The sequence below is a fragment of the Anaerofilum hominis genome (assembly GCF_014287275.1).
In the GTDB taxonomy this organism is placed as follows: domain Bacteria; phylum Bacillota; class Clostridia; order Oscillospirales; family Ruminococcaceae; genus Pygmaiobacter; species Pygmaiobacter hominis.
Genome location: NZ_JACONZ010000002.1, coordinates 410,139 through 433,048 on the forward strand (window position 1 = coordinate 410,139; position 22,910 = coordinate 433,048).

Genomic DNA, 22,910 nt, shown 5'->3' on the forward strand with positions numbered 1-22,910 from the left:
GCGGGGCACAAGAGCCCCAGCCTGTTCGGCTCAAGACGCAGAGGGGGCGGCAGGAGAAGCGCGGCTTCAGTAACTCACCTTGCCTCCCGTGAGGGCGACGATGCGCTTGCCCCTGTTTTCCGGGGCGCGGGCCAGCTCCAGCGCTGCGGCCAGCACCGCGCCGGAAGCGGGACAGAGGGGGAGGCCGTCGCAGAGGAGCGCTTCCCCCGCCAGTTTTTTGCCGTCGCCGGTGGAAACTGGTACTATTTTGTCGACAATATACGGATTGTAGTTTTCCGGGACGAAACCGCAGCCCAGCCCCGCCAGCCCGTGCTGGCCCGCAAAGCCGCCGGACAGGACCTGGCTCTCGTAGGGCTCCACCGCGACGATCTGCACCCCGTTGGTCCAGGCCTTGACATGTTCGCCCACGCCGGAGATGGTGCCGCCGCTGCCCACGCCGGCGACGATAAAGTCCAGCCTGGCGTCGGTGGCCTGCAGGATGGCCGGGCCGGTGACCCGGCGGTGATATTCCGGGTTGAGGTCGTTGGCGTAATGGTCCATAAAATAGCCGCCGCGCTCTGCGGCGATTTCAGCGGCGCGCTTTTCACAGCCCGCGCGGCCGTAAACATAGTTGCAGAGCGCCAGTTTGGCCCCAAGGGCGGCCAGCTGTTTTTGCCGGGCCAGCGGCGCCGTGGCCGGCAGGCACAGGGTCACCGGGTGGCCGGTGCGATAGCCCGCCAGGGCGAGGGCGGCGGCAAAGCTGCCGCTGGCCGCTTCGGTGATCAGCGCGCCGGGGGCCAGCGCGCCGGACTGCTCGGCCATGCGGATCATCCCCTCCGCAAGGCTGTCCTTAAAGCTGTCGGTGGGGCCGAAAAAGTTGACAAAGCAGAGCAGTTCCGCCTCCAGCCGGTAGCGGGCGGCAAGGCCGCCGGCGCGCACCAATACGCCCGCCCCCCGCGCCTGGGTATAATCGTGATAAACGCCCATACTGCACCTCCGGTATCGGCTTGAGGATGAAAACGGCGAGGATCTTTTCTCCATCCTACCCGGATTCAGGGGGAATGTCAATCTTGCCGCCCGGGGCCGAAGCACTGTGTGGAAAACCGCCGCCCGGGCCGGCGGCGGGCGGTTTTCCACAGGCCGGGGGAGGCGGGCGGCGAAAGCGTAGCTAAAGCTGGGATGCGGTGAGGGCGGCTTTTCGCAGCTGGGAAATGCAGGGCCTCTTCTTATTGGCTGGGAAAGGGCGGGCCCCCTCTTTTTCACCCGCGGCGCGGGGACCGGAACGTCCCCGGCGGCGGACCTCCCGCGCGGGGCAGGCATCCCGATGGCGATTCGCTGCGCAGTGCGCAGCCATTTTGGCGGCATGCCTCCCGCGCGGCGGAGGCATGCCCCGCATCTTTCACAAAAAAGCTGCGCGCAGCCGCCCGGAAATGCGTCAAGTTTTTCACCTTTACGGCTCTTGACGGGCGCCTGCAGATCTGGTATAATGACAACTATGTAAAGCTGAATGCTTTACAACCATCCAACCTGCGGCGGAAAGGCGGCGAGAAGATGGCCAAAAACCTGGAGATCTCGTATCTGCTGGATTTTTACGGGCGCGTTCTGACGGAAAAACAGCGCGATGTGATGGAGCAGTACTATAACGACGATCTCTCGCTGGCGGAGATCGCCGCCAATTTCGGCATCTCGCGCCAGGGCGTGCGGGACGCCATCAAGCGCGGCGAGGCCATCCTGCTCGATCTGGAGGACAAGGTGGGGTTTGCCGGCCGCTACCGCGAGGTGCAGCGGGACGTCGCCCGCATCGAGGAGCTGGCGCGGGACATCCGCTTTGAAAACGAGGAGGGGTACGCGCCGTCGGAAAAGGTCTCCCGCGACGCGGGGGAGATCCTCGCCCTGACAGAAAGAATCAGCGATTAAGTGAGGCGGACCTATGGCGTTTGAAAGTTTAAGTGAAAAGCTGTCCGCCGCATTCAAGCGGCTGCGCAGCAAGGGCAAGCTGACCGAACCGGACATCAAGGCCGCCATGCGCGAGGTGCGCATGGCCCTGCTGGAGGCGGACGTAAACTATAAGGTCGCAAAGGAGTTCATCGCCCGGGTCACCGAGCGCAGCGTGGGCGCCGAGGTGATGGAGAGCCTCACCCCCGCCCAGCAGGTCATCAAGATCGTCAGCGAGGAGCTCACCGCCCTTATGGGCAGCGAGAGCCGGGGCATCCACATCAATTCAAAGCCGCCCACGGTGGTGATGATGTGCGGCCTGCAGGGCAGCGGCAAGACCACCCATTCGGCCAAGATCGCCAGGTATTTTATCAAGCAGGGCCACCGGCCGCTGCTGGTCGCCTGCGACATCTACCGCCCGGCGGCCATCGACCAGTTGAAGGTCGTGGGGGAAAAGGCGGGGGCGCCTGTTTTTGAGCTGGGCACCGAGCAGCCGGAAGTCATCGCCCGCAGGGCCTATGCCCACGCCAGGGACCACGGCAACGACCTGGTCATCCTGGACACAGCCGGCCGCCTGCATGTGGACGAAGAGCTGATGGCTGAGCTGGGCCGCATCAAAGAGGCCGTGCCGGTGGACGAGACGCTGCTGGTCATCGACGCGATGGTGGGCCAGGACGCGGTCAACGTGGCGGCCAGCTTTAACGAAAAAGTGGGCGTGGACGGCGTGGTGCTCACCAAGCTGGACGGCGACACCCGCGGCGGCGCTGCGCTCAGCGTGCGCGCGGTCACCGGCAAGCCCATCAAATTCGCGGGCGTGGGCGAAAAGCTGGACGATCTGGAGGTCTTTCACCCCGACCGTATGGCCAGCCGCATCCTGGGCATGGGCGACGTGATGACCCTGATTGAAAAGGCCCAGGAGACGCAGGACGAAAAGAAAGCGCAGGAGGCGGCCAAACGGCTGCTGGAAAATAAATTCGACATGAACGACCTGCTGGACCAGATCGCCCAGATGAAAAAGATGGGCGGCGCGGCGGCGATGATGTCGATGCTGCCCGGCGGGGCAAAGGTCAGCGAGAGCGACCTTGAGGGCAGCGACAAAATGTTCAAGCGGATGGAGGCCATCATCCAGAGCATGACCCCCGCCGAGCGGGCAAAGCCCGCCCTGATCGACCCCAAACGCAAACGCCGCATCGCGGCGGGCAGCGGCACCCGGGTCGAAGATGTCAACCGCATCCTGCGCCAGTACGAGCAGATGAACAAGCTGATGAAGCAGATGAAAAAGCGTCCCAAGGGCGGGCGCAGGCGCCTGGGCGGCATGTTCGGCTGAACGCCGGCGGCGGCCCGCCGCATCGATAAGGTTTTTACCGGGACACCGGTCAAAAATACAGTTCAGGGCTTGTCTGAAAAAAAGGAATTGCCGCGTTTTGCGCAGCGGGCGACAGACCGCAGGACAAAAAGCGCAGGGGCCCCGTGGGTCCCGGCCGCTTTTGCGCCTCGGCCGCGCCGGCTGCAGAAAAAGAGGGCGGTCCCGGTTTTCAAGCAGGTCCCGATCATTCAATTTATAATATGGAGGAACTCTATCATGGCTGTTAAGATCAGACTGCGCCGCATGGGCGCCAAGAAAAATCCGTTTTACCGCGTTGTCGTCGCCGACTCCCGTTTCCCGCGTGACGGCCGCTTCATCGAAGAGATCGGCACCTATGATCCCGGCAAGGACCCCGCCGAGGTGAAGATCGACGCGGAAAAGGCCAAAAAGTGGATCGCCAACGGCGCCCAGCCCACCGACACCGTCCGCGCGCTGCTCAAGAAGAACGAGATCCTGTAAGCGCAGGCACGGCACAACGCAAAGAGGTAACCGCCTATGTTGAAAGAGCTTTTGATCACCCTTGCCCAGGGCCTTGTGGAAGACAAGGACGCGGTAAAGGTCACGGCCGACGAGCCGGACGCCGAGGGGACCACCGTCTACCACCTGAGCGTGGCGGAGGGGGATATGGGCCGCGTGATCGGCAAGCAGGGGCGCATCGCCAAAGCGATCCGCGTGGTGATGCGCGCCGCCGCCGTGCGCGTGGGTGAAAAGGTCATGGTCGAGATCGACTGACCGCAGTTTTACACAAGAGAAAGCATGCCGGGCGCGTCCGCAGGGACCTGTCCGGCATGTTTTGCCCCGCGGCGGCGCAGGCCCCGGCGGGGCGGAAGGGGGCCGAAATGCAGAAGAGATATCTCGAGGCGGGCAAATTTGTCACCACCCACGGCGTGATGGGAGAGCTGAAAGCCTATCCCTATTGTGACAGCGCCGAATTTTTATGCGGCTTTGACCGGCTTTACCCCGCGCCCGGCGGCGGGCATCCCTGGCGGGTGGAGGCGGCCCGCGCCCACAAGGGCATGGCGCTGCTCAAGCTGGAGGGGGTGGACAGCCTGGACGCGGCGCGCCCGCTGGTGGACAGGCTCTTTTATATCGACCGGGAGGACGTGGACCTGCCCGAGGGCACCTGGTTCATCCAGGACATCATCGGCCTGCGGGTACTGGACGCGGCCACCGGGGCGGAGTACGGCACAGTGGCCGACGTGACCAACGCCGGGGCGGGCGACATCTATGAGATCCGCACCCCGGACGGCCGCAGCGTGCTGTTTCCGGCCGTGCCGGAGTTTTTGGCACAGGTCAGCCCGGAGCAGGGCTTTGTGAAAATACGGCCGATCGGGGGGATGTTCGACGATGCGGATTGATATCGCGACCCTGTTCCCGGAGATGTGCGAGGCGGTGCTCAGCGAGAGCATCATCGGCCGCGCGCGGCGCAGAGGCAGCATTGAGATGCACTGCCACAACATCCGCGATTACACGCTGGACAAGCAGAAACGGGTGGACGACTACCCCTACAGCGGCGGGCACGGCATGATCCTGCAGGCAGAGCCCATCTATCTGTGCTGCAGGGCCATCGAAGCCCAGCAGGAGGCAAAGCCCCACGTGATCTTTCTCACCGCGGGCGGCAGGACCTTTACCCAGCAGCGGGCGCGGGAGCTGGCGCAGCTGCCCAGCCTGACGCTGGTCTGCGGCCACTATGAGGGCATTGACGAGCGGGTCGTGGAGGAGCTGGCCGACGAGGAGATCAGCCTGGGCGATTTTGTCATCACCGGCGGGGAATTGGCCGCCCTGACGGTGGCCGACAGCGTGGCGCGCCTGTGCGACGGCGTGCTGTCCTGCCCGGAGGGCTATGAGGACGAGAGCTTTTACAGCGGCCTGCTGGAATACCCCCAGTACACGCGGCCGGAGGTCTGGCACGGCCGCCGGGTGCCGCCGGTGCTGCTGTCCGGCCACGCCAAAAAGATCGCTGAGTGGAAACAGGAGCAGTCGCTGCAGCGCACCCTGGCGCGGCGGCCGGACCTGCTGGAACGCCGCCGGCAGCCGGACGCGCCGCCCTGTCCGCGCGCCCCGGCAGAGGAGAAAAACGACAGCGATTGAGCGAAAAATCCGGCCTGTCTGTTACCCATAGACAAAAACCCCAAAATTTGGACTCGAAAACTTGTGGATTTGACCAACGATGTTGAAAACTTTGTGGTGAGATTATACAAAGCGCTGCGCCCGGGCATTTTGGATTTTAGCGAACTGATGAAAATGACGGGTGGGGGGATTATTTTGTTGACGGGTTGGAAATATTGAGCTATGATAGTACCATATCAGACTACAACTTTTCTTCTCTTAGAAAATTCTGGAATAGGAGCGTTCTTATTATGTATGTGAAAGAAGTTACCGTGGAGAATCAGGTCGGCCTGCACGCCCGCCCTGCGACTTTCTTTATTCAGAAAGCCAATGAGTTCAAATCCTCCATCTGGGTCGAAAAAGAAGAGCGCCGCGTCAATGCCAAAAGCCTGCTGGGCGTATTGTCGCTGGGCATTGTGGGCGGCACCACCATCCGCGTGATCGCGGACGGCGCCGACGAGCAGCAGGCCGTCGAGGGCCTCATCAAGCTCGTCAACTCCGGCTTCAGCGAATAAGGTCCTTTTCAGCAACTGTGCGGCGCTGCCCGCAGACGGTCTCCGTCTGCGGGGCGGCGCTTTTTTTTGCCGGGCGCGCGCATACTACCTGCAGGCGCCCGCGCGGCGGACGAAAAAACAGAGGAGGCAGGCGGCGGATGACCAAACAGGAGCTCTATGAAAAGGCAAAGCGCTTGCCGCTGCTGCCCGGCGTGTATATCATCAAGGACAAGACGGGCGAGATCATCTATATCGGCAAGGCAAAGCGGCTGCGGCTGCGGGTGAGCCAGTACTTCCGCGAGGGGGTGCCCCACGAGCCCAAGGTCACCCGCATGATCGAGCACGCGTACAGCTTTGATTTCATCGTCACCACCAGCGAGTTCGAGGCGCTGGTGCTGGAGTGCAGCCAGATCAAGCTGCACTCGCCCAAATATAATATCCTGCTCAAGGACGACAAGGGCTACTGTTTCATCCGGGTGGGAAAGGGGCCTTACCCCAAGATCTCGGCCGAGCTGCAAAAGCAGGACGACGGCGCCCAGTGGATCGGCCCCTACATGAGCAGTTTTGCAGTGCGGGAAATGGTGGCCACGGCGCAGGACTCTTTCAAGCTGCACCGCTGCGGCAGGCAGTTCCCGCGGGATTTTGGAAAAGAGCGTCCCTGTCTGAACTACCATATCGGCAAATGCATGGCGCCCTGCACCGGCAAGATCAGCGAGGCGGCCTATGCCGAGTGCGTCGACGGCGCCGTGCGGCTGATCAAGCAGGGCAAAAACGAGATCGTCCGCAGCCTGCGCCAGCGCATGGAAGAGGCCAGCGAGGCGCTGGAGTTTGAAAAAGCCGCCACCCTGCGGGACCAGATCAACGCCATCGAAAAGGTCGCCAACGGCCAGCGGGTGGTGCAGAGCACCATCAAGCAGGCGGACGTGTTCAGCTTTGTGGCCGCCCACGGCGCGGTCTGCGCGGCGATGCTCTCTTTCCGCGAGGGGCGGCTGGTGGACAAAAACGAGTTCACCTTTCCGGACACGACGGACGCGGCCGAGGTGCGGGAAGAGTTTTTGCCGCGCTTTTACAACGGCGTGCGCGAGGTGCCCAAGCTCATCCTGGTGGACCAGCTTCCCGAGGCGGCCACAGAGCTGGAACAGATGCTGGGAGAACAGGCGGGCAGAAAGGTGACCATCTCGGTGCCCCAGCGCGGCGACGGGCCGCGGCTGGTGCAGATGGCGGCGCTGAACGCCTCTGAGAGCCTGACGCTGCGCAGCGGCCGGGTCTCGCGGGAGGAGCGTCTGCTGGACGAGGTGGCCAAGACCCTGGGCCTTGCCTCGCCGCCCACCGTCATCGAGAGCTATGACATCTCCAACTGGGGCGAGGGCACCAGCGTGGCGGGCATGGTGGTGTTTGAGAACGGCAGGCCCAAAAAAAGCGGCTACCGCCGCTTCAAGATCAAAAGCGTGGCCGGCACCGACGACTATGCCTCCATGGCGGAGGTGCTCTGGAGACGGGCGTATGAGTATGCAAACGAGGGAAAAGGCCAGTTTGGCGTCAAGCCGGACCTGATCCTGCTGGACGGCGGCAAGGGGCAGCTCTCCTCGGTCACCGAGGCCCTGGCGGGCACCGCGTTTGAGGACGTGCCCACTTTCGGCATGGTCAAGGACGACCGGCACCGCACCCGCGCCATTGTCTCAAAGGAGGGCGAGATCGCCATCTCGATGCACAAGTCGGTCTTTGCTTTTATCAGCACGATCCAGAACGAGGTGCACCGCTTCTCGATCGAGTACCAGCGCACAGCGGGCAAAAAGAAGGCTTTTTCCTCCACCCTGATGCAGATCCCCGGGGTGGGCCAGGCCACGGCAAAAAAACTGCTGCGTACCTTAAAGACCGTGCACGCCATCAGTGAGGCCACGCCGCAGGAGCTGATCGAAAAGGCGGGCATCCCCACCCGCACGGCGGACGCGGTCTGGGCGTTTTACCACCCGGGCGGCGCCGAGGTTGACAACGGGGGGCAAAGCGGAGATAATAATACCATTCCGCAGAGCGGAGCCGCCGATGAGGCGGCGCAAGGAGAACTGATATGAGAGTGATCGCAGGGACCGCCCGCGGCGTCCGCCTCGCGGCGCTGCCGGGCACCGACGTCACCCGGCCCACGGTGGACCGGGTCAAAGAGGGGATGTTCAGCGCCGTGCATTTCATCCTGCCCGGCGCGCGGGTGCTGGATCTTTTTGCCGGCAGCGGGCAGCTGGGCATCGAGGCCCTCTCCCGCGGGGCGCTGCGCTGTACGTTTCTGGATGAAAACCGTTCGGCGGCGCAGATCGTGACCCGGAATTTGAAAGCCGCAGGGCTTTTTGCGCAGGCAAGCGTGGCCAATATGAGCGCGGAGGGCTTTCTGGCCGCCACGCGGGAACAGTTCGACCTGATCCTGCTGGACCCGCCTTACCGCCAGGGCACGCTGGCGCGCATCCTGCCTCAGATCGACCGGGTGGCGGCGCCCGGCGCCGCGGTGCTCTGCGAAAGCGAGCGGGACGCCGAACTGCCCGCGCAGGCGGGCGGCCTGACGCTGCAAAAGCAGTATCGATATGGCGCCGTGCTGGTGAGCAGGTATCGCAAAGAGAACGCAGAGGAGGACCCCCTATGACGACAGCCATCTGCCCCGGCAGCTATGATCCGGTGACCAAGGGCCACCTGGATATCATCCAGCGCAGCGCAGCCATCTTTGACAGGGTGATCGTGCTGGTGCTGATCAACCCGGCAAAGACCCCCACCTTTACCGTGGAAGAACGGGTGGAACTGCTGCGCCGGGCGGTGCGGGACATCCCGGGTCTGGACCAGGGCCGGGTCGAGGTGGATTCCTCCCCCGGCCTGCTGGTGGATTACGCCAAGGCGCACGGCGCCAAGGCCGCCGTCAAGGGCCTGCGGGCCGTGACCGATTTTGAGTACGAGTTCCAGCAGGCGCTGATCAACAAAAAGCTTTACCCGGATTTTGAGACGGTGTTTATGAGCTGCAACAGCCACTACATGTACTTATCCTCGAGCATGGTCAAGCAGATCGCCGCTGAGGGCCGGGACGTGCGGGAGTTCATCCCCGCCAGTATTTATGAGGACGTCATGCACAGGGTATACAAACCGGCAAAATAGCGGTAGAATGAAGCAATGAGACGAGAATTGAGAGGAACGAGGTGTCACCGAGATGAATGTGGACGAGTTGCTGGACCTGTTGGACGAAACGCTGGAAGAATCGACGAACCTGCCCTTTACGGGCGGCAAGCGGATGGTGGACGTGGACAAGGTGCGGGACATCATCGACGATGTGCGGCTCAATATGCCGGCTGAGATCAAGCAGGCCAAAGCGATCGTAAACGACCGGGCCGAGATCGTGGCGGGGGCAAGGCGCGAGGCGGAGGGCATCATCAAAAAAGCGGAGGACCGGGCCCGCGCCCTGCTGGACCAGCAGGAGATCGTGCGCCAGGCCCAGCAGAAAGCGGCCGAGCTGCTGTCCGCTGCGCAGCAGCAGTCGCGGGAGATGCGCACCACCATCACCGATTACTGCGAAAACATGCTGCGCCAGACCGAGGAGATCCTGGCGCGCAGCGCCGGGGAGGTCAAAAACGTGCGCGGCGCTTTGCGGCAGAAAGCGAAAAACGGCGGCTGAGCGCAGCGAACGGCTTCTGTTTTTTGGCGTCTGCCCGCGTCCTGCCCGCACCGCCAAACGAAGGGCCTGACGATTTATTTTTTTGTTTTCCAGGCGGCCGAAACAGGCCGCTGCAGACCAGCTTCCGCCTTGCGGAGGCTGGCTTTTTTTGCGTCTGCCGCAGACAAACGCCCCGGGAGATCAGGTTCCCGGGGCGTTTGCTTGTAGCAGATTCCGGACGGAAATGATATTGACATTTCCCCCAAAGGTTTTTACCAAAATGGCGATTTGACGGGAAAATCGCAGAAAAATTTGGGAAAGGTCAATAAACGAGAAAAAATAAAAATATTTTTTGAAAATAATTATTGAATTTTTTGTTAATATTTGATATTCTATGTTACAAATTGGTTGCGGTAGTCTTTCGTGTGAGAACAGATGCACGGATAAGAAAAACAAAAAACGCCCGTGCCGCCGCCCGATTGGTCCCCGCGCTTTGGACGCTCCCTTTTTGTGCCGCACGGCGTGCTGCGGCCGCCGGGGAGCTGCGCGCCGGAAAGAAGAAAACGCCGCCCCGCCGGTACGGCGGCGGCGCGGGGGAAAAGAGGCGGGCGGCCGGCGGCCCGCCCCGCGCCCGGTTCAGTCATGCCCCGTCCGCGACGGGAAATTATAAGGAGGAATCGTTATGGGATTTAAAGAGATTGCGAGCAGCCCGCTGCTCTACGGCCTGGTCATCGTGGGCATCCTGATGGTGGCGGCCTATGCGGCTGTTTTTCTGAAAAAAGCCTACGGCCGCTGCCTGGCGCTGGGCTTTGACAGGAAAACGGTCAATGGGGTCATCAAGTCCAGCCTGACCTTTTCGGTGGTGCCCTCTATTTCGATTGTGATCGGCTTTCTGACCCTCTCTGCGGCGCTGGGGGTGCCCTGGCCCTGGTGGCGCCTGTCGGTGCTGGGCGCAGTGGGCTATGAGCTGATGGCTGCGGATATGGCCACCAAGGGCATGGGCTACGAGAGCCTGGCCGCCATGGCGCAGGCCAACGACCCCAAGGTGTTCGGCGCGGTGATGTTCGTCATGACCATCGGCATCATCGGCGGCCTGCTGTTTGTGCTGGTGCCTTTCGGCAAAAAGCTGACGACCGGCATGATGAAAGCGCGCAAGAGCACCAGCACCTGGGGCGTGGTGTTCAGCAGCTGCTTTATGCTGACCATGGTGGCGGTGTTCCTGCCGCTGATGGTCACCGGCGACCCGGTGCAGGTGGCTGTGCTGGCGACCAGCGCGGTGGTCACGGTCCTGCTGGGGCTGCTGATCAAGGTGACGAAATGGGCATGGCTCAACGATTTTGTATTGGCCATCACTCTGATCGTCTCCATGGTCTCCGCCGTCGGCTGGAACGCGCTGCTGCACTGAGAAAGGGAGGGAAAAAAGTTGAGTAAAAAAGATAACGCCGCCCTGACCCCGGGCGAAAAATACATCAACTGGGTCCACAATTTCGGCCGCGTGGGCATCATCGTCATCATCCTGTACATGCTCTGCATGCCTGTCATCACCTGCGCAGTGTTCGACTGCTTCCCGCCCATCGCCAGCGTGCTCAAGGGCGGCGCCGGGGTGCTGGCGCTCTTCATCCCGCTGGGCATCTCCGAGGTGCTCAGCTACACCCCCATCGTCGGTTCGGCCTGCTACGTCACCTTTTTGACCGGCAACGTCATGAACCTGAAACTGCCCTGCGCCATCAACGCCATGAAGCTGGCAAAGGTGGACCAGAGCACGGAAAAGGGCGACGCCATCTCCACCGTCGCGGTCGCGGCCAGCAGCATCCTGACCATCTGCGTCATCGCTGTGGGCGTTGTGCTGGCGGTGCCCCTCAACAACAGCGGCATCCTGCAGAACGAGAGCGTGCAGGTGGCCACCAACTATATGCTGCCCGCCCTGTTCGGCGGTATGTTCCTGGGCCTGCTGGGCAACGGCGGAGGCGAGACGGTCATCCGCAAAAAGCTGCTCATCCCCGCGCTGCCGGCCCTGATCGTTCTGGTCCTGGGCCTGATGGGCATTATCTCCAGCGGCATGGAGGGCATCGCGATCCTGGTCATGCTGCCCGTGACCCTGCTCTGGGCGCGCTTTTTGTGGAAGAAAAACATCATCAAGGTGGAGCCCAACCCCGACCGCGTCGATCCGGCCGAGGAAGAGACCGCCACCGAACTGTAAGCTCTGCCTGCCTTTTGAGAGAAGCCCCGGATGCGCCGGGGCTTCTTTTTTTGTCCCCGCCGCGTTATGCATAGAGAATAAAGTTTTTCCAACTTGCGGTTAATTCTTGAATTTTTTGTTAAAATTTGCTACGCTATTATATGAAGCGAAGCGCACAGTTCTTCACGGGAGTACATTCGGAGGGCTGAGCGATACAAAAGGAGGCGCGGAAAGTGGAATTGCGGGACAAAATCTGTAGTCTCGTAGATGCAAAGGCCGACCGCTTTGTCCAGCTGAACGACAGCATCTGGTCTACGCCGGAACTGGACTTCAAAGAGACAAAAAGTGCGGCGGCCCTCATCGGGGCGCTGAAAGCAGAGGGCTTTCAGGTGGAAGAAGGGCTGGCGGGCATCCCCACCGCCTTTGTGGGCAGCTGGGGCAGCGGCAAGCCGGTGATCGGCATCCTGGGCGAGTTTGACGCCCTGCCGGGGCTGAGCCAGAAAGCGGGCTGCCCGGTCAAAGAGCCGGTGGAAGAGGGCGGCAACGGGCACGGCTGCGGGCATTGCGCCCTGGGCAGCGGCTCGCTGGCCGCTGCGGTGGCGGTAAAGGATTACCTCCAGGAGACCGGCAAGGCGGGCACCATCCGCTATTATGGCTGCCCGGGGGAGGAACATGGCTGCGGCAAGATGTTCATGACCCGGGACGGCGTCTTTGCCGACCTGGATGCGGCGCTGACCTGGCATCCCGGCGACAGCAACAGCGTGTGGGGCATCTCCACGCTGGCCAACCGCCACATCCATTTCCATTTCAAGGGCAAGACCGCCCACGCGGCGGCCGCGCCCCAGATGGGCCGCAGCGCGCTGGACGCCTGCGAACTGATGAATGTGGGCGTGAATTACCTGCGGGAGCATGTGATCCCCGAGGCGCGCATCCATTACGCTTATCTGGATGTGGGCGGCGACGCCCCCAATGTGGTGCAGGGGACCGCAACGACCTATTACATGATCCGCGCGCCGAAGATCAAACAGGTGCTGGAGCTGTGCGACCGGGTGCTTGACGTGGCGCGCGGCGCGGCGCTGATGACCGGCACCGAGATGACCTACGAGATCAAGCAGGGCCTGTGCGACTACATACCCAACCGCGCGCTCAGCGAGCTGGCGGCCGAGTGCTTCAGCCAGGTCGGGGCGCCCGAGTTCGACGAGGCGGATTTTGCGCTTGCAAAAGAGTTCCGCGCCACCCTGAGTGAGCGGGAGCGCAGCGCCCCGCCGCTGGCCATCGCGCAGCTGCTGGGCGCGCCCAGGGCGATGGAGATCGCCGAGAGCGGGCTTTGCGACGTGGTGCTGCCCTATGCGCATATGCCCCAGATGGCGATGCCCGGCAGCACCGACGTGGGCGACGTGAGCTATGCGGTGCCCACCGCCCAGCTGGGCTCGGCCTGCGCGGCGATCGGCACCGGCGCCCATACCTGGCAGATGACGGCCCAGGTGGGCAGCGCCATCGGCCACAAGGGCCTGCTGACCGCAGGCAAGGCGCTGGCCCTCACTGCGGCCCGTCTGTTCGAGGACCCCGCGGTGATCGACCGCGCCAAACAGGAGCACAAGCTCAACGTGCCGGACGGCTATCTCTGCCCGGTACCCGACGACGTCAAACCAAGCCTGTGACACGGGTTTGAAAAAAATTGTCCGGTAATGAAGGAGGAAATCAAATCATGACCTTTCTGGAAATCATGTCCAGCCCGATCTTGTTTGTACTGGTAGGCCTCGGCGTCCTGTACATCCTGGTTTTCTGCGGCATCACTCTGGTGCGCTCTTATCGCCACGGCCTGGCGATCGGCCTGAGCAAAGAACAGCTCAGGACGGCGATCACTTCGTCTTCTATTTACTCCATCGTCCCCTCCATCTCGATCGTGGTGGGCCTGATCAGCCTTTCCACCGTGATCGGTGTGCCCTGGGCCTGGTTCCGCCTGTCGGTCGTGGGCGCGGTCACCTATGAGCTGATCTCGGCAGAGATGACCGCCACGGGCGCCGGCTTTGCAGATATGGCCGCGCTGGGCGCCTCTGCTGAGGGCGCTTCCCTGGTGGGCACCGTCATGTTCGTAATGAGCATCGGTATCATGGCCGGCGTCATCGCCATCCTGCTCTTTGGACCGCGCATCATGAAAGGCGTTTCCGGCCTGCGCAGCAAACACGGCGCGTGGGGCGCGCTGATGACCGGCGTACTGTCCATGGCCATCATCGAGGCTTTCCTGCCCCTGCAGCTGGTCAAGGGCCCGGTCTATATCGCGGTTGTGATTACCTCTGTCGTCGTCACGGTCCTGCAGCTGTTTTTGATCAAGCTGACCGGCTGGAAGTGGTGGAACAACTTTATCATGGCTGTCACACTGCTTGTCGGTATGGCTTCTTCGCTGCTCTGGACCAATCTCCTCGGTTGAGACCTCACTAGAGAAAGGATGAAACGAACATGGATAAAAAGTACGAGAGAGGCATCCACCTGATCGGCCGTATCGGTCTGATCATCGGTATTGCATTCATGCTGGGTATCCCGGCAGTCATCAGCGCGGTATACGATGTTTGGCCCTCTTCGATCACTCAGGTCATGACCATCGGCGGCGGCCTGCTGCTGATGTTTATCCCCACCGCTCTGGCTGAGGTCATCAGCTATACCCCGGTGCTGGGGTCTTCGGCCTATATCACGTTCCTGACCGGCAACGTCATGAACCTGAAGCTGCCCTGCGTCATCAACTCGCACACCCTGACCGGCACCACCCAGGGCACCGATGAGGGTGACACCATCGCAGCCATCAGCGTTGCGGCTTCTTCCATCACCACCACCCTTATCATCATCGTGGGCGTTCTTCTGATGGTGCCCCTGCGCCCGATCCTGACCAGCCCGATGGTGGCCACCGCTACCAGCTATCTGCTGCCCTCCCTGTTCGGCGGCATGGTGCTCAGCTTTATGAACGAGAGCTGCGGCGAATACATTGCCAAGGGCAAAAATCTGGTCATGATCCTGCCCCTGGTGCTGGTCTTTGTCATCAATCTGGTCTACCCGCTGTCCGGCAAAGAAGGGTTTGCCGTGCTGGCCTGCATGGCGCTGAACGTGCTCATCGCCTGGGTCCTGTACAAGAAAAACATCATCAAGATGGTCCCGAAAGACGCGGCTCCGGGCAAGTCTGAGTAACTGACAGAGGATAACAGACACGGCGCGGACCGTCTGTCCGCTCTGTGCCGCCCGGTTACATTTTGCAGAGTATAAAAACAGCGCTTCCGAATGAGTTCGGAAGCGCTGTTTCTTTTTGCAGCGAAAAACCACCGGCTGGGCCGGCGGATAAAATTTGCACCCGGGGCGCGGCAGCGTTATTCCGCCCCCGGACCCGCTGCTTTTTCCTTCAAAAAATAGGTCTCTCCCCATTTGGCCATTTCCAGAAGCAGGGGACGGAGCGTCCTGCCGAATTCCGTTAAGGCGTATTCTGTCTTTGGCGGCACGACAGGATAGACTGTGCGGACGATCAGGCCGTCTTTTTCCATCTCTCGAAGCTGTTGCGCCAGCATTTTGTCGGTCGCATAGGGCACATATCTGTGGATCTCGCTGTAACGCAGGCTTTCATCCATCAGGTGATACAGAATGACCGCCTTGTATTTTCCGCTGATCAGGCGGATGGTCCCGGCCACCGCGCACAGGTCGTATCCCTTTTCCGTTTGTTCGGGCATCTTTGCTTTGGCTCCTTTATCTTATACTTTCCAATTAGATAGTATATACCTAAAAAGTGGGTTCTTGCAAGATAGAAATGATGTTTTATAATAAGACCAGAGACAGCATATCATGAAACAGGAGGCAAAAAAATGGAATTGGATCAGGCGATAAAAGAGCGCTATTCCGTGAGACAGTACTCTCCGAAAAAGGTGGAAAGGGAAAAGCTGGATGAACTTCTCCGCATCTCCCAAATGGCCCCCACTGCGGCCAACCGTCAGCCGGTACGGGTCATTGTTGTTCAGGAAGAACAGGGGCTGGACAAGGTGGCAAAGGCCGCCCGCGTTTACCGCGCCCCGCTTGTTCTGATCGTTTGTGCCGACAGAGACGCGGCGTGGGTGAGAGAGTTTGACCACAAAAATCACCTGGACATCGATGCCAGCATCCTGACCGATCACATGATGCTGAAAGCCACCGATCTGGGTTTGGGGTCCGTCTGGATCTGCCGCTTTGACCCGGAGGTCATCCGGGCGGAGTTTCGGCTTCCGGCCAGCTGGGAGCCGGTCAATCTGCTTGCGCTGGGATATCCCGCGGCTGAGAGCGCTCCGTCTAAAATGCATACGGACCGCAGAAAATTGGAGGAATACGTGTATTACGAGACCGTCTGAGAGAGAAACGGCGTTTTGGGGAAGCAGGCCGCAGAACATTTTTTGACCGTTTCAACGGAGGAGAAGGGCCGAAGGTGCGATATTCCGGCAGACTGTCTCTGCCGCTGGCGGTGCCCGGGTCATGGGGGCGGCCTGCCTCCGGGACGGCGGCGGGCGCAGACGTTCCCGCACAGAGGGGGATAAAAGCGCCCTGAGACCTCGATTTTGAAAAGCTGCACAAAACCGCCCTTGGAACCAGGCTTTTGTAGCCTGCCCAAGGGCGGTTTTGTGCAGCTTTTTTGCAGCGGCCGGATCCGCCTGCCGGGAGTCGTGGCCCCCGGCTGCCTTTTTTGCAAAAATTTACCGCTGCAGCGTCCTGGATGCAGGGCGCTTTTTTGCGGGCGAGGCCGCGGGCGCGCGGTTTCCACAGAAATCTCCCCGCCGCACGGTATTTTTGCTGTGTGCCGCCTTTCAGCCGTCCTCCAGCGGCGCCACCGCATCGACGGCGATGCCCGCGTGCCGGATGCTGTCCAGCTTCTGCGGGTCGGCGCCGGTGTCGGTGATCAGATGGGTGATATCCCCCAGCCGTCCGCTGAAAAAGTTGTGTTCCAGACCGATCTTGGTGTAGTCCGCCACCACGATCTTGGGGCCGCTGCAGCGCCGCAGCATCATCTGGTTGATCGCAGTCTCCTGGATCACCCGGCTGGTGATGCCGCCCTGCACGCTGATGCCGCTGACGCCCAAGATGCATTTGGTCGCTGTGATGCGGGACAGCGCGTCCAGCGCAAACTGCCCCACCAAGGACTGTTTGTCGCCGTACACCTCGCCGCCCGTGAGCACAAGCTCCACGCCGGCGGCGCGCTGCGCCAGCAGGCTGCGGCCGTTGTTGGTGACCACCAGAACGGATTTGTCCTGGATATAGGGATAGATCAGCAGCGCGGTGGAACTGGAGTTGATAAAGACGGTGTCGCCGTTTTCCAGCAGTTCTGCCGCCCGCCGGGCAATGGCGCGCTTTTGGGACAGATGCTGGGTCGTGGTCTCCAGATAGGCGGGTTCGTCGTCCTCCTGCGCGCTTTCGGCCAGCCTTGCCCCACCAAAATAGCGGGTCACCAGCCCGCGCCCGGCCAGCTCGTCCAGGTCCCGCCGCACTGTGATGGGGGAGACCCGCAGCAGCTCTGAGAGCTGGGTCACATCCGCAAAGCCCTTTTCCTTGAGATGATGCAGCAGCTGCATCTGCCGTTTCTGGATCGCACCTCTGTTATTTTTCATGCTTCTTCTCCTCGCAACTATTGTGACCGCAGCCCTGCCAGAAGCCGGGACAGCTCCCGGTTGGGCAGAGACTGTGCAAGTTGCCTGCGCGCCGTGTTGAGCCGCCGGTAGAGGGATACCTCCGCCGCCTGCGGTTCAAAGCGCCGCGCCGCCCTGCCGCCGGGCAGCCGTCCGCAGGCCTCCTCCAGCGAGGAGGTCCACCCCAGCGCCCGCCCGGCGGAAAGGAATGCCCCGATTGCAGTCGTCTCTTCTATTGTACATCTTTCGACCGGAAATTCAATCATATCCGACAGTATCTGATCGAATATGTCAAATTTCGCCAGCCCGCCCGTGGAACGGATGGGGCCGGTGCCGGGCAAAAGCTCCCGCAGAACCTGATGGCATTCCGCGATCTCCGCGGCGATCCCCTCCAGCAGGGCGCGGGCGCAGTCGCCGCGGGTGGCGGCAAAGCTCAGATTGTAAAAGACGCCGCGGGCCCAGTCGTCCCAGTCGGGGCAGCCCTTGCCGGCCAGGTCCGGCAGCATGAGCACCCCGCGCGCGCCCGCCGGGCTCTCGCGGACCTCCCGGTCGATCTGCTCCAGAGAGGCAGTCTGTCCCGGCCGGGCGTAAAACAGGCGGTTGAACCAGTCGTAAACGGAGCCGGAGGAGAGGGTGCTGGCCTCCAGCACCCATTGGCCGGGGCTTGCCGCGGCATTGAGGTTGACCCGCCGCAGCGGATCAAAGACCGGCCGGTCGCTGACGGCGGCGAGATAGGCCCCGGTGCCCACCGTGACGCCCGCCATGCCAGCCTGCAGCAGGCCCTGGCCCAGCACCGAGCACTGCTGGTCCCCGCCCGCCGTGACCACCGGCGTGCCGGGGGCAAGGCCGGTCTTTTCGGCAAAGCTGCGGGTCACCGAGCCCGCCACCGACCCCGGCGGCAGCAGCTCGCAGAGCTTGTCCCCATCCAGCCCGAACAGGTCCAGCAGGCGGTCCGACCAGCGCAGCCGCCGCACATCCATCAGGCAGGTGCGGCTGGCCAGGGTGGCGTCGGTGACGGCGCGGCCGGTGCAGAGCAGCAGCAGATAATCGTGGATGCCCACGATCTTATCCGCCTGCGCGTACACGTCGGGCCGGGCCTGCCGCAGCCAGGCCATCTTGGGGGCGGAGAGCACCGGCGTGGGTCTCATGCCCGCCAGGGTGTAAAGCTCTTCCCCGCAGCGGCGGATCATCTGCTCGCAGATCGCGGCAGAGCGCTTGTCATACCAGGTGATCACATTGCACAGCGGCCGGCCCGCCCGCGAAAGGGGCAGGATCGAAGAGCGCTGGGAAGTAAAGGAGAGGGCGGCGATAGAGCGTCCCTGCGCCCCGGCCCAGCCCGCGCACGCGGCGCAGATCTCTTCCAGGCAGCGGGCAAACACGGCGGGGTCCTGCTCCGCTGTGCCGTCCGCTTCCACCGACATAAAATATTTGCGCCGTTCCTTGAGCAGGATCTCTCCGTTCTGGTCGAACAGGATGCCCCGCATGCTGGAAGAGCCGGTGTCGATCACAAGAATGACAGGCATGGTCTCATCCTCCCCTTTCTGGATGGAATAGTTGAAATAGATGATCTTACAGAAGTCAGGATAGCACGATGGAATGGAAAAAACAATCTTAAAAAGAACTTATATTATGCTTTTGTGAGAATAAACAATAAAATACGACAAAAATAGTTCATTTTATAGATTGAATTTAGAGCAAAAAGAAAATATAATGAGGATGCCAACAAAAAATGAACACAAAAAGAACGTAAAAATGCGTTTACGATCTTCTGCAGGATCAGAGAATGCAGGGACGGCTGGCGGAGGAGAGAAGCAGATGAGCAAAGTCGACGAGATCACCCGGGAGTCCTGGATCATGAGTGCTTTCCCCGAGTGGGGCACCTGGCTGAACGAGGAAATTGAAGAGGAGGCCGTCCCGCCGGGAAACGTGGCCATGTGGTGGCTCGGCTGCACCGGCATGTGGATCAAAAGCGCGGGCGGCTGCAACCTGAGCGTGGATTTTTGGGCCGGCAACGGCAAGCGCACCAAAGCGGGAAAGCTGATGGCAAAAGGGCACCAGATGGCCAACATGTGCGGCGGCCGCAAACTGCAGCCGAACCTGCGGGCCATCCCCCATGTGCTGGACCCCTTTGCGGTGAAGCAGCTGGACGCGGTGGTCGCCACCCATTATCATCAGGACCACATGGACCCCAATCTGGCCGCTCACGTGCTGCGGGACCTGCCGGGGGACATCCCCTTCATCGGGCCGCTGAAAGCGGTGGAGACCTGGGTCGGCTGGGGGGTGCCCAGAGAGCGGTGCGTCGTTGTGAGGCCCGGCGACACGGTCCGGGTCAAGGACGTGGAACTGGTGGCGCTGGACTCGTTTGACCGCACCTGTCTTGTGACCACCGACGGCGAGCAGGACATCCACAACACCTGCCCCAACGATATGGACGACAAGGCGGTCAACTATTTGATCAAGACCAGCGGCGGCAACATCTATCACAGCGGCGACAGCCACTATTCCATTTATTTTGCCAAACACGGCAAGGACTATGACATCGACGTGGCTTTCGGCTCTTACGGCGAAAACCCGGTGGGCGTCGCCGACAAGATGACCTCGGTGGACGTCCTGCGCATGGCGGAGGCGCTGCGCTGCAAGGTGGTGATCCCCCTGCACTATGATGTGTGGAGCAACTTTGCGGCGGACCCGGGCGAGATCGAACTCCTTTACGAGCTGCGCAGGCGGCGGCTGGAGTACCGCTTCCACCCGTTTATCTGGGAGGTGGGCGGCAAATACGTCTACCCGCAGGATGCGGACAAGCGCCGTTATCATCACGACCGGGGCTTCAGCGACTGCTTTGAAGAGGAACCGAACACCCCGTTCCGTTCCATCCTGTAAGCGGGGAGGGCGGACAGAGCATGAAATTTACCAAGCGGATCCTGGAAGAGCAGGATCACTGCTATGCCGTCGCCGTGATGGAGGCTGACGGCGCGCCGCACGCTTTTTTTGCGGCGGAAAACCGCGGCGGCTGCTTTGCCTGGGACTGTGATACCCTCACCCGGCGCAAAGCCGTGTGGGAGCAGCCGGGCGGCACCATGAGCATCGTGCCCATCCCCGGCCGGCCGGGCGAGTTCCTGGCGGTACAGAAATTTTTCCGGCTCTACGACTGGGAAGAGGCCTGCCTGGTGTGGGCGCGGCCGGACGGCCTGGGCGGCTACCAGGTGAAAGAGCTGTTCACACTGCCTTACCTGCATCGCTTCGATCTGCTGCAGCGGGACGGCCGGACCTGGTTCATCGGCTGCACGCTGGCCGCCCACAAGCAGACCCGGGACGACTGGAGCTGCCCGGGCAGCGTCTACACGGCGCCCCTGCCGCAGAGCCCTGAACAGCCCTTCGAACTCTCGGTGCTGCGGGACGATCTTTACCAGAACCACGGTTATGCCAGACTGCGGCGGGACGGATATGACGCGGGCCTCATCACCTGCGGGCAGGGCGTGTTCCTGGCCGTGCCGCCCCCAGCGGGGGAGCGGGACTGGAAGCTGGAACAGCTGATGGACCAGCCCACCAGCGATGCCGATGTCATCGACATCGACGGGGACGGCGAGCTGGAGATCGCAGCGATAGAGCCGTTTCACGGCAGCTATTTCCGCATCTACAAGCAGCTGAACGGTGTGTGGGAGCAGGTCTTTCAGCACCCGGAGGTCAGCGAGTTTTACCACGTGGTGCGGGCGGGGACCCTCTGCGGCAGACCGGTGTTTCTGGGTGGCTGCCGGCGGGGGAAGCAGCAGCTCTTTGCCGTGACCTGGGACGCGGAGCGCCGGCGCTTTGAGACCCATATCGTGGACGAGGGGGTGGGCCCCAGCAACGCCGTCATTTACAATGGGCCTTCCGGCGACTGCATTTTTGCCGCCGACCGCGAGGCCGCGCAGGCTGCGGTCTATTTTGCGGAGGATTGAGCATGGCATATGAAACATTGAAAAAGCAGGTGTGGGAAGCAAACCTGCTGCTGCCGAAATACGGGCTGGTGACCTTCACCTGGGGGAACGTCTCGGGCGTTGACCGCAGCCGGGGGCTGATGGTCATCAAGCCGTCCGGGGTGGACTACGAGGACCTGAGGCCCGAGGACATGGTGGCGGTGGACCTGGAGAGCGGACGGGTGGTGGAGGGAAGCCTCAACCCCTCCTCCGATACCAGGACCCACCTGGAGCTGTACCGCGCCTTTCCCGCGCTCGGCGGGGTGGTACATACCCACAGCCCGGCCGCCGTCGCCTGGGCCCAGGCCGGCAGGGATATCCCCTGTTACGGCACCACCCACGCGGATTATTTCTACGGCCCGGTGCCCTGCGCCCGGCAGCTCACCCAGGCGGAGATCGACGAGGACTATGAAAAGAACACCGGGGCCGTGATCGCGGAGACGTTCCGCGCACGCGGGCTGGACCCGGCGCAGGTGCCGGGTGTGATCTGCAGCAGCCACGGGCCTTTCACCTGGGGCACGGACGCGGCCCAGGCGGTATATCACGCCGTGGTGCTGGAGGAGGTGGCCAAAATGGCCATCCTCACCCGTGAGGTCGACCCCAGCGCAGCCCCCGCCCCCCGGCGCGTCCAGGACAAGCATTTCCTGCGCAAGCACGGCCCGGACGCTTATTACGGGCAGAACAGATGACGGGGGGCGGCGAGATGGCGCATTACCGGCTGGGGCTCTATGAAAAAAGCATGCCGGGCAGCCTTTCCCTGCCGCAAAAGCTGGAAGAGACCGCCCGGGCGGGCTTTGATTATCTGGAGCTGTCGGTGGATGAGACGGACGAGAAGCTGGCGCGGCTGGACTGGACGGCCGGAGAAGCCAAAGCCCTGGCGGACGCCGTCTACGCGGCAGGGGTGCCCATCCACTCCATCTGCCTGTCCGGGCATCGCAGATATCCCCTGGGCCACCCGGAAAAGGCGGTGCGGCAGCGCAGCCTGCAGATCATGGAAAAGGCGCTGGTGCTGGCCTCCCGGCTCTCGGTGCGGGTCATCCAGCTGGCCGGGTACGACGTTTATTACGAACCCGGCACCGCGGACACCCGGCGCTGGTTTGAAGAAAACCTGGACCGCGCGGCGCTGCTGGCGGCCGAATACGGCGTGACCCTTGCCTTTGAGACCATGGAGACCCCTTTCATGAACACGGTGGAAAAGGCCATGGCCCAGGTGCGGCGGGTGAACAGCCCCTGGCTGCAGGTCTACCCGGACGTGGGCAACCTCACCAACGCCGCAAAGGCCGGGGGCGGCGGCGTGGAACAGGACCTGCGGCTCGGCCGCGGGCATCTGGCGGCCGTCCATCTCAAGGAGACCGTGCCGGGGGTGTTCCGGGAGGTCCCCTTTGGGACGGGGCATGTAGACTTTGTCTCCGCCGCCCGCACGGCGCTTGAGCTGGGGGTGCGGGCCTTTGTGGGAGAATTCTGGTATACCGGCGGGGACGCCTGGAGGCAGGATCTGGCGCAGGCGGACCGCTTTTTGAGAGAAAAGCTGGAAGCGGCCCGGGCCGGCTGACAGAAATTGGATTTTACCTTGTCCCCTTGGACGCGATAGGATAGAGACGGAAGATCTGTGGCCAACGGCGCAGAAAGCGCCGTGACTATACAGC

Annotated in this window: 26 protein-coding genes; 22 read left to right on the plus strand and 4 right to left on the minus strand. The window is 62.1% G+C overall.

The window, feature by feature from the left end:
- Positions 1-66: 66 nt before the first annotated feature.
- Positions 67-966: a pyridoxal-phosphate dependent enzyme gene (locus H8S23_RS06925; RefSeq protein ID WP_186887600.1), complete on the minus strand. Its 900-nt coding sequence runs from the start codon at positions 964-966 to the stop codon at positions 67-69.
- A 564-nt stretch (positions 967-1,530) separates the two neighbouring features.
- Between H8S23_RS06925 and ylxM the strand changes: the two genes are divergently transcribed.
- The 17 genes from ylxM (at position 1,531) to H8S23_RS07005 (ending at position 14,864) form a co-directional block, all read left to right on the plus strand.
- A complete protein-coding gene (ylxM, locus tag H8S23_RS06930) occupies positions 1,531-1,896 on the plus strand; it encodes a YlxM family DNA-binding protein (RefSeq protein ID WP_186887601.1) in 366 nt (121 codons plus the stop codon).
- Between the two features lie 13 nt (positions 1,897-1,909).
- Positions 1,910-3,241 (plus strand): signal recognition particle protein, encoded by a 1,332-nt coding sequence (gene ffh / locus H8S23_RS06935; RefSeq protein ID WP_186887602.1) that lies wholly within the window; start codon positions 1,910-1,912, stop codon positions 3,239-3,241.
- A gap of 255 nt (positions 3,242-3,496) precedes the next feature.
- Complete coding sequence (gene rpsP, locus H8S23_RS06940; protein WP_186887603.1) at positions 3,497-3,739, plus strand: 30S ribosomal protein S16; 243 nt, start codon at positions 3,497-3,499, stop codon at positions 3,737-3,739.
- Between the two features lie 39 nt (positions 3,740-3,778).
- Positions 3,779-4,012, plus strand: a complete 234-nt coding sequence (locus H8S23_RS06945; RefSeq protein ID WP_186887933.1) for a KH domain-containing protein — start codon at positions 3,779-3,781, stop codon at positions 4,010-4,012.
- A gap of 107 nt (positions 4,013-4,119) precedes the next feature.
- On the plus strand, positions 4,120-4,638 hold the full coding sequence (gene rimM / locus H8S23_RS06950) for a ribosome maturation factor RimM (protein ID WP_186887604.1): 519 nt from the start codon (positions 4,120-4,122) through the stop codon (positions 4,636-4,638).
- Positions 4,628-5,371 (plus strand): tRNA (guanosine(37)-N1)-methyltransferase TrmD, encoded by a 744-nt coding sequence (gene trmD, locus H8S23_RS06955; protein WP_186887605.1) that lies wholly within the window; start codon positions 4,628-4,630, stop codon positions 5,369-5,371. Before rimM ends, trmD begins: the two co-directional genes overlap by 11 nt.
- A 63-nt stretch (positions 5,372-5,434) precedes the next feature.
- The gene (locus H8S23_RS14110; RefSeq protein ID WP_279289064.1) at positions 5,435-5,569 is read left to right on the plus strand and encodes a hypothetical protein; all 135 of its coding nucleotides are present in this window, start codon (positions 5,435-5,437) and stop codon (positions 5,567-5,569) included.
- Positions 5,570-5,640: 71 nt separating this feature from the next.
- Positions 5,641-5,904 (plus strand): HPr family phosphocarrier protein, encoded by a 264-nt coding sequence (locus H8S23_RS06960; protein ID WP_186887606.1) that lies wholly within the window; start codon positions 5,641-5,643, stop codon positions 5,902-5,904.
- Between the two features lie 137 nt (positions 5,905-6,041).
- Positions 6,042-7,955 (plus strand): excinuclease ABC subunit UvrC, encoded by a 1,914-nt coding sequence (uvrC, locus tag H8S23_RS06965; protein WP_186887607.1) that lies wholly within the window; start codon positions 6,042-6,044, stop codon positions 7,953-7,955.
- Positions 7,952-8,512 (plus strand): 16S rRNA (guanine(966)-N(2))-methyltransferase RsmD, encoded by a 561-nt coding sequence (gene rsmD, locus H8S23_RS06970; protein WP_186887608.1) that lies wholly within the window; start codon positions 7,952-7,954, stop codon positions 8,510-8,512. The genes uvrC and rsmD overlap by 4 nt, the downstream gene beginning before the upstream one ends.
- Positions 8,509-9,012, plus strand: coding sequence for a pantetheine-phosphate adenylyltransferase (gene coaD, locus H8S23_RS06975; RefSeq protein WP_186887609.1), 504 nt, complete (start codon positions 8,509-8,511; stop codon positions 9,010-9,012). The genes rsmD and coaD overlap by 4 nt, the downstream gene beginning before the upstream one ends.
- Positions 9,013-9,064: 52 nt before the next feature.
- Positions 9,065-9,526: an ATPase gene (locus H8S23_RS06980; RefSeq protein ID WP_186887610.1), complete on the plus strand. Its 462-nt coding sequence runs from the start codon at positions 9,065-9,067 to the stop codon at positions 9,524-9,526.
- Between the two features lie 661 nt (positions 9,527-10,187).
- The gene (locus tag H8S23_RS06985) at positions 10,188-10,910 is read left to right on the plus strand and encodes a DUF5058 family protein (RefSeq protein WP_186887611.1); all 723 of its coding nucleotides are present in this window, start codon (positions 10,188-10,190) and stop codon (positions 10,908-10,910) included.
- An 18-nt stretch (positions 10,911-10,928) separates the two neighbouring features.
- The gene (locus tag H8S23_RS06990) at positions 10,929-11,705 is read left to right on the plus strand and encodes a hypothetical protein (RefSeq protein WP_186887612.1); all 777 of its coding nucleotides are present in this window, start codon (positions 10,929-10,931) and stop codon (positions 11,703-11,705) included.
- A 212-nt stretch (positions 11,706-11,917) separates the two neighbouring features.
- Positions 11,918-13,345, plus strand: a complete 1,428-nt coding sequence (locus H8S23_RS06995) for an amidohydrolase (RefSeq protein ID WP_186887613.1) — start codon at positions 11,918-11,920, stop codon at positions 13,343-13,345.
- Positions 13,346-13,392: 47 nt separating this feature from the next.
- On the plus strand, positions 13,393-14,115 hold the full coding sequence (locus H8S23_RS07000; RefSeq protein ID WP_186887614.1) for a DUF5058 family protein: 723 nt from the start codon (positions 13,393-13,395) through the stop codon (positions 14,113-14,115).
- A 29-nt stretch (positions 14,116-14,144) separates the two neighbouring features.
- Positions 14,145-14,864 (plus strand): hypothetical protein, encoded by a 720-nt coding sequence (locus tag H8S23_RS07005; protein WP_186887615.1) that lies wholly within the window; start codon positions 14,145-14,147, stop codon positions 14,862-14,864.
- Positions 14,865-15,040: 176 nt separating this feature from the next.
- Here H8S23_RS07005 and H8S23_RS07010 read toward each other — a convergent pair whose 3' ends face one another.
- Positions 15,041-15,394, minus strand: coding sequence for a winged helix-turn-helix transcriptional regulator (locus H8S23_RS07010; protein WP_186887616.1), 354 nt, complete (start codon positions 15,392-15,394; stop codon positions 15,041-15,043).
- Between the two features lie 132 nt (positions 15,395-15,526).
- Here H8S23_RS07010 and H8S23_RS07015 point away from each other — a divergent pair, with 132 nt between their 5' ends.
- Positions 15,527-16,042, plus strand: a complete 516-nt coding sequence (locus H8S23_RS07015) for a nitroreductase family protein (RefSeq protein WP_186887617.1) — start codon at positions 15,527-15,529, stop codon at positions 16,040-16,042.
- A 450-nt stretch (positions 16,043-16,492) separates the two neighbouring features.
- Here H8S23_RS07015 and H8S23_RS07020 read toward each other — a convergent pair whose 3' ends face one another.
- Together H8S23_RS07020 and H8S23_RS07025 are read right to left on the minus strand one after the other, a co-directional pair.
- Positions 16,493-17,290 carry a DeoR/GlpR family DNA-binding transcription regulator gene (locus H8S23_RS07020; RefSeq protein ID WP_186887618.1) on the minus strand — a complete coding sequence of 266 codons (798 nt, stop codon included), beginning with the start codon at positions 17,288-17,290 and terminating at the stop codon, positions 16,493-16,495.
- Between the two features lie 17 nt (positions 17,291-17,307).
- Positions 17,308-18,831, minus strand: coding sequence for an FGGY-family carbohydrate kinase (locus tag H8S23_RS07025; RefSeq protein ID WP_186887619.1), 1,524 nt, complete (start codon positions 18,829-18,831; stop codon positions 17,308-17,310).
- Positions 18,832-19,123: 292 nt separating this feature from the next.
- Here H8S23_RS07025 and ulaG point away from each other — a divergent pair, with 292 nt between their 5' ends.
- From ulaG to H8S23_RS07045, 4 genes are read left to right on the plus strand one after another with little or no spacing between them, the layout of a single operon-like run.
- Positions 19,124-20,188 (plus strand): L-ascorbate 6-phosphate lactonase, encoded by a 1,065-nt coding sequence (ulaG, locus tag H8S23_RS07030; protein ID WP_186887620.1) that lies wholly within the window; start codon positions 19,124-19,126, stop codon positions 20,186-20,188.
- A gap of 20 nt (positions 20,189-20,208) precedes the next feature.
- A complete protein-coding gene (locus H8S23_RS07035; RefSeq protein WP_186887621.1) occupies positions 20,209-21,246 on the plus strand; it encodes a hypothetical protein in 1,038 nt (345 codons plus the stop codon).
- Positions 21,247-21,248: 2 nt separating this feature from the next.
- Entirely contained in the window at positions 21,249-21,953 is a 705-nt protein-coding gene (locus tag H8S23_RS07040; RefSeq protein WP_186887622.1) for an L-ribulose-5-phosphate 4-epimerase, read from the plus strand.
- A gap of 14 nt (positions 21,954-21,967) precedes the next feature.
- Positions 21,968-22,816 carry an L-ribulose-5-phosphate 3-epimerase gene (locus H8S23_RS07045; protein ID WP_186887623.1) on the plus strand — a complete coding sequence of 283 codons (849 nt, stop codon included), beginning with the start codon at positions 21,968-21,970 and terminating at the stop codon, positions 22,814-22,816.
- Positions 22,817-22,910 lie beyond the last annotated feature (94 nt).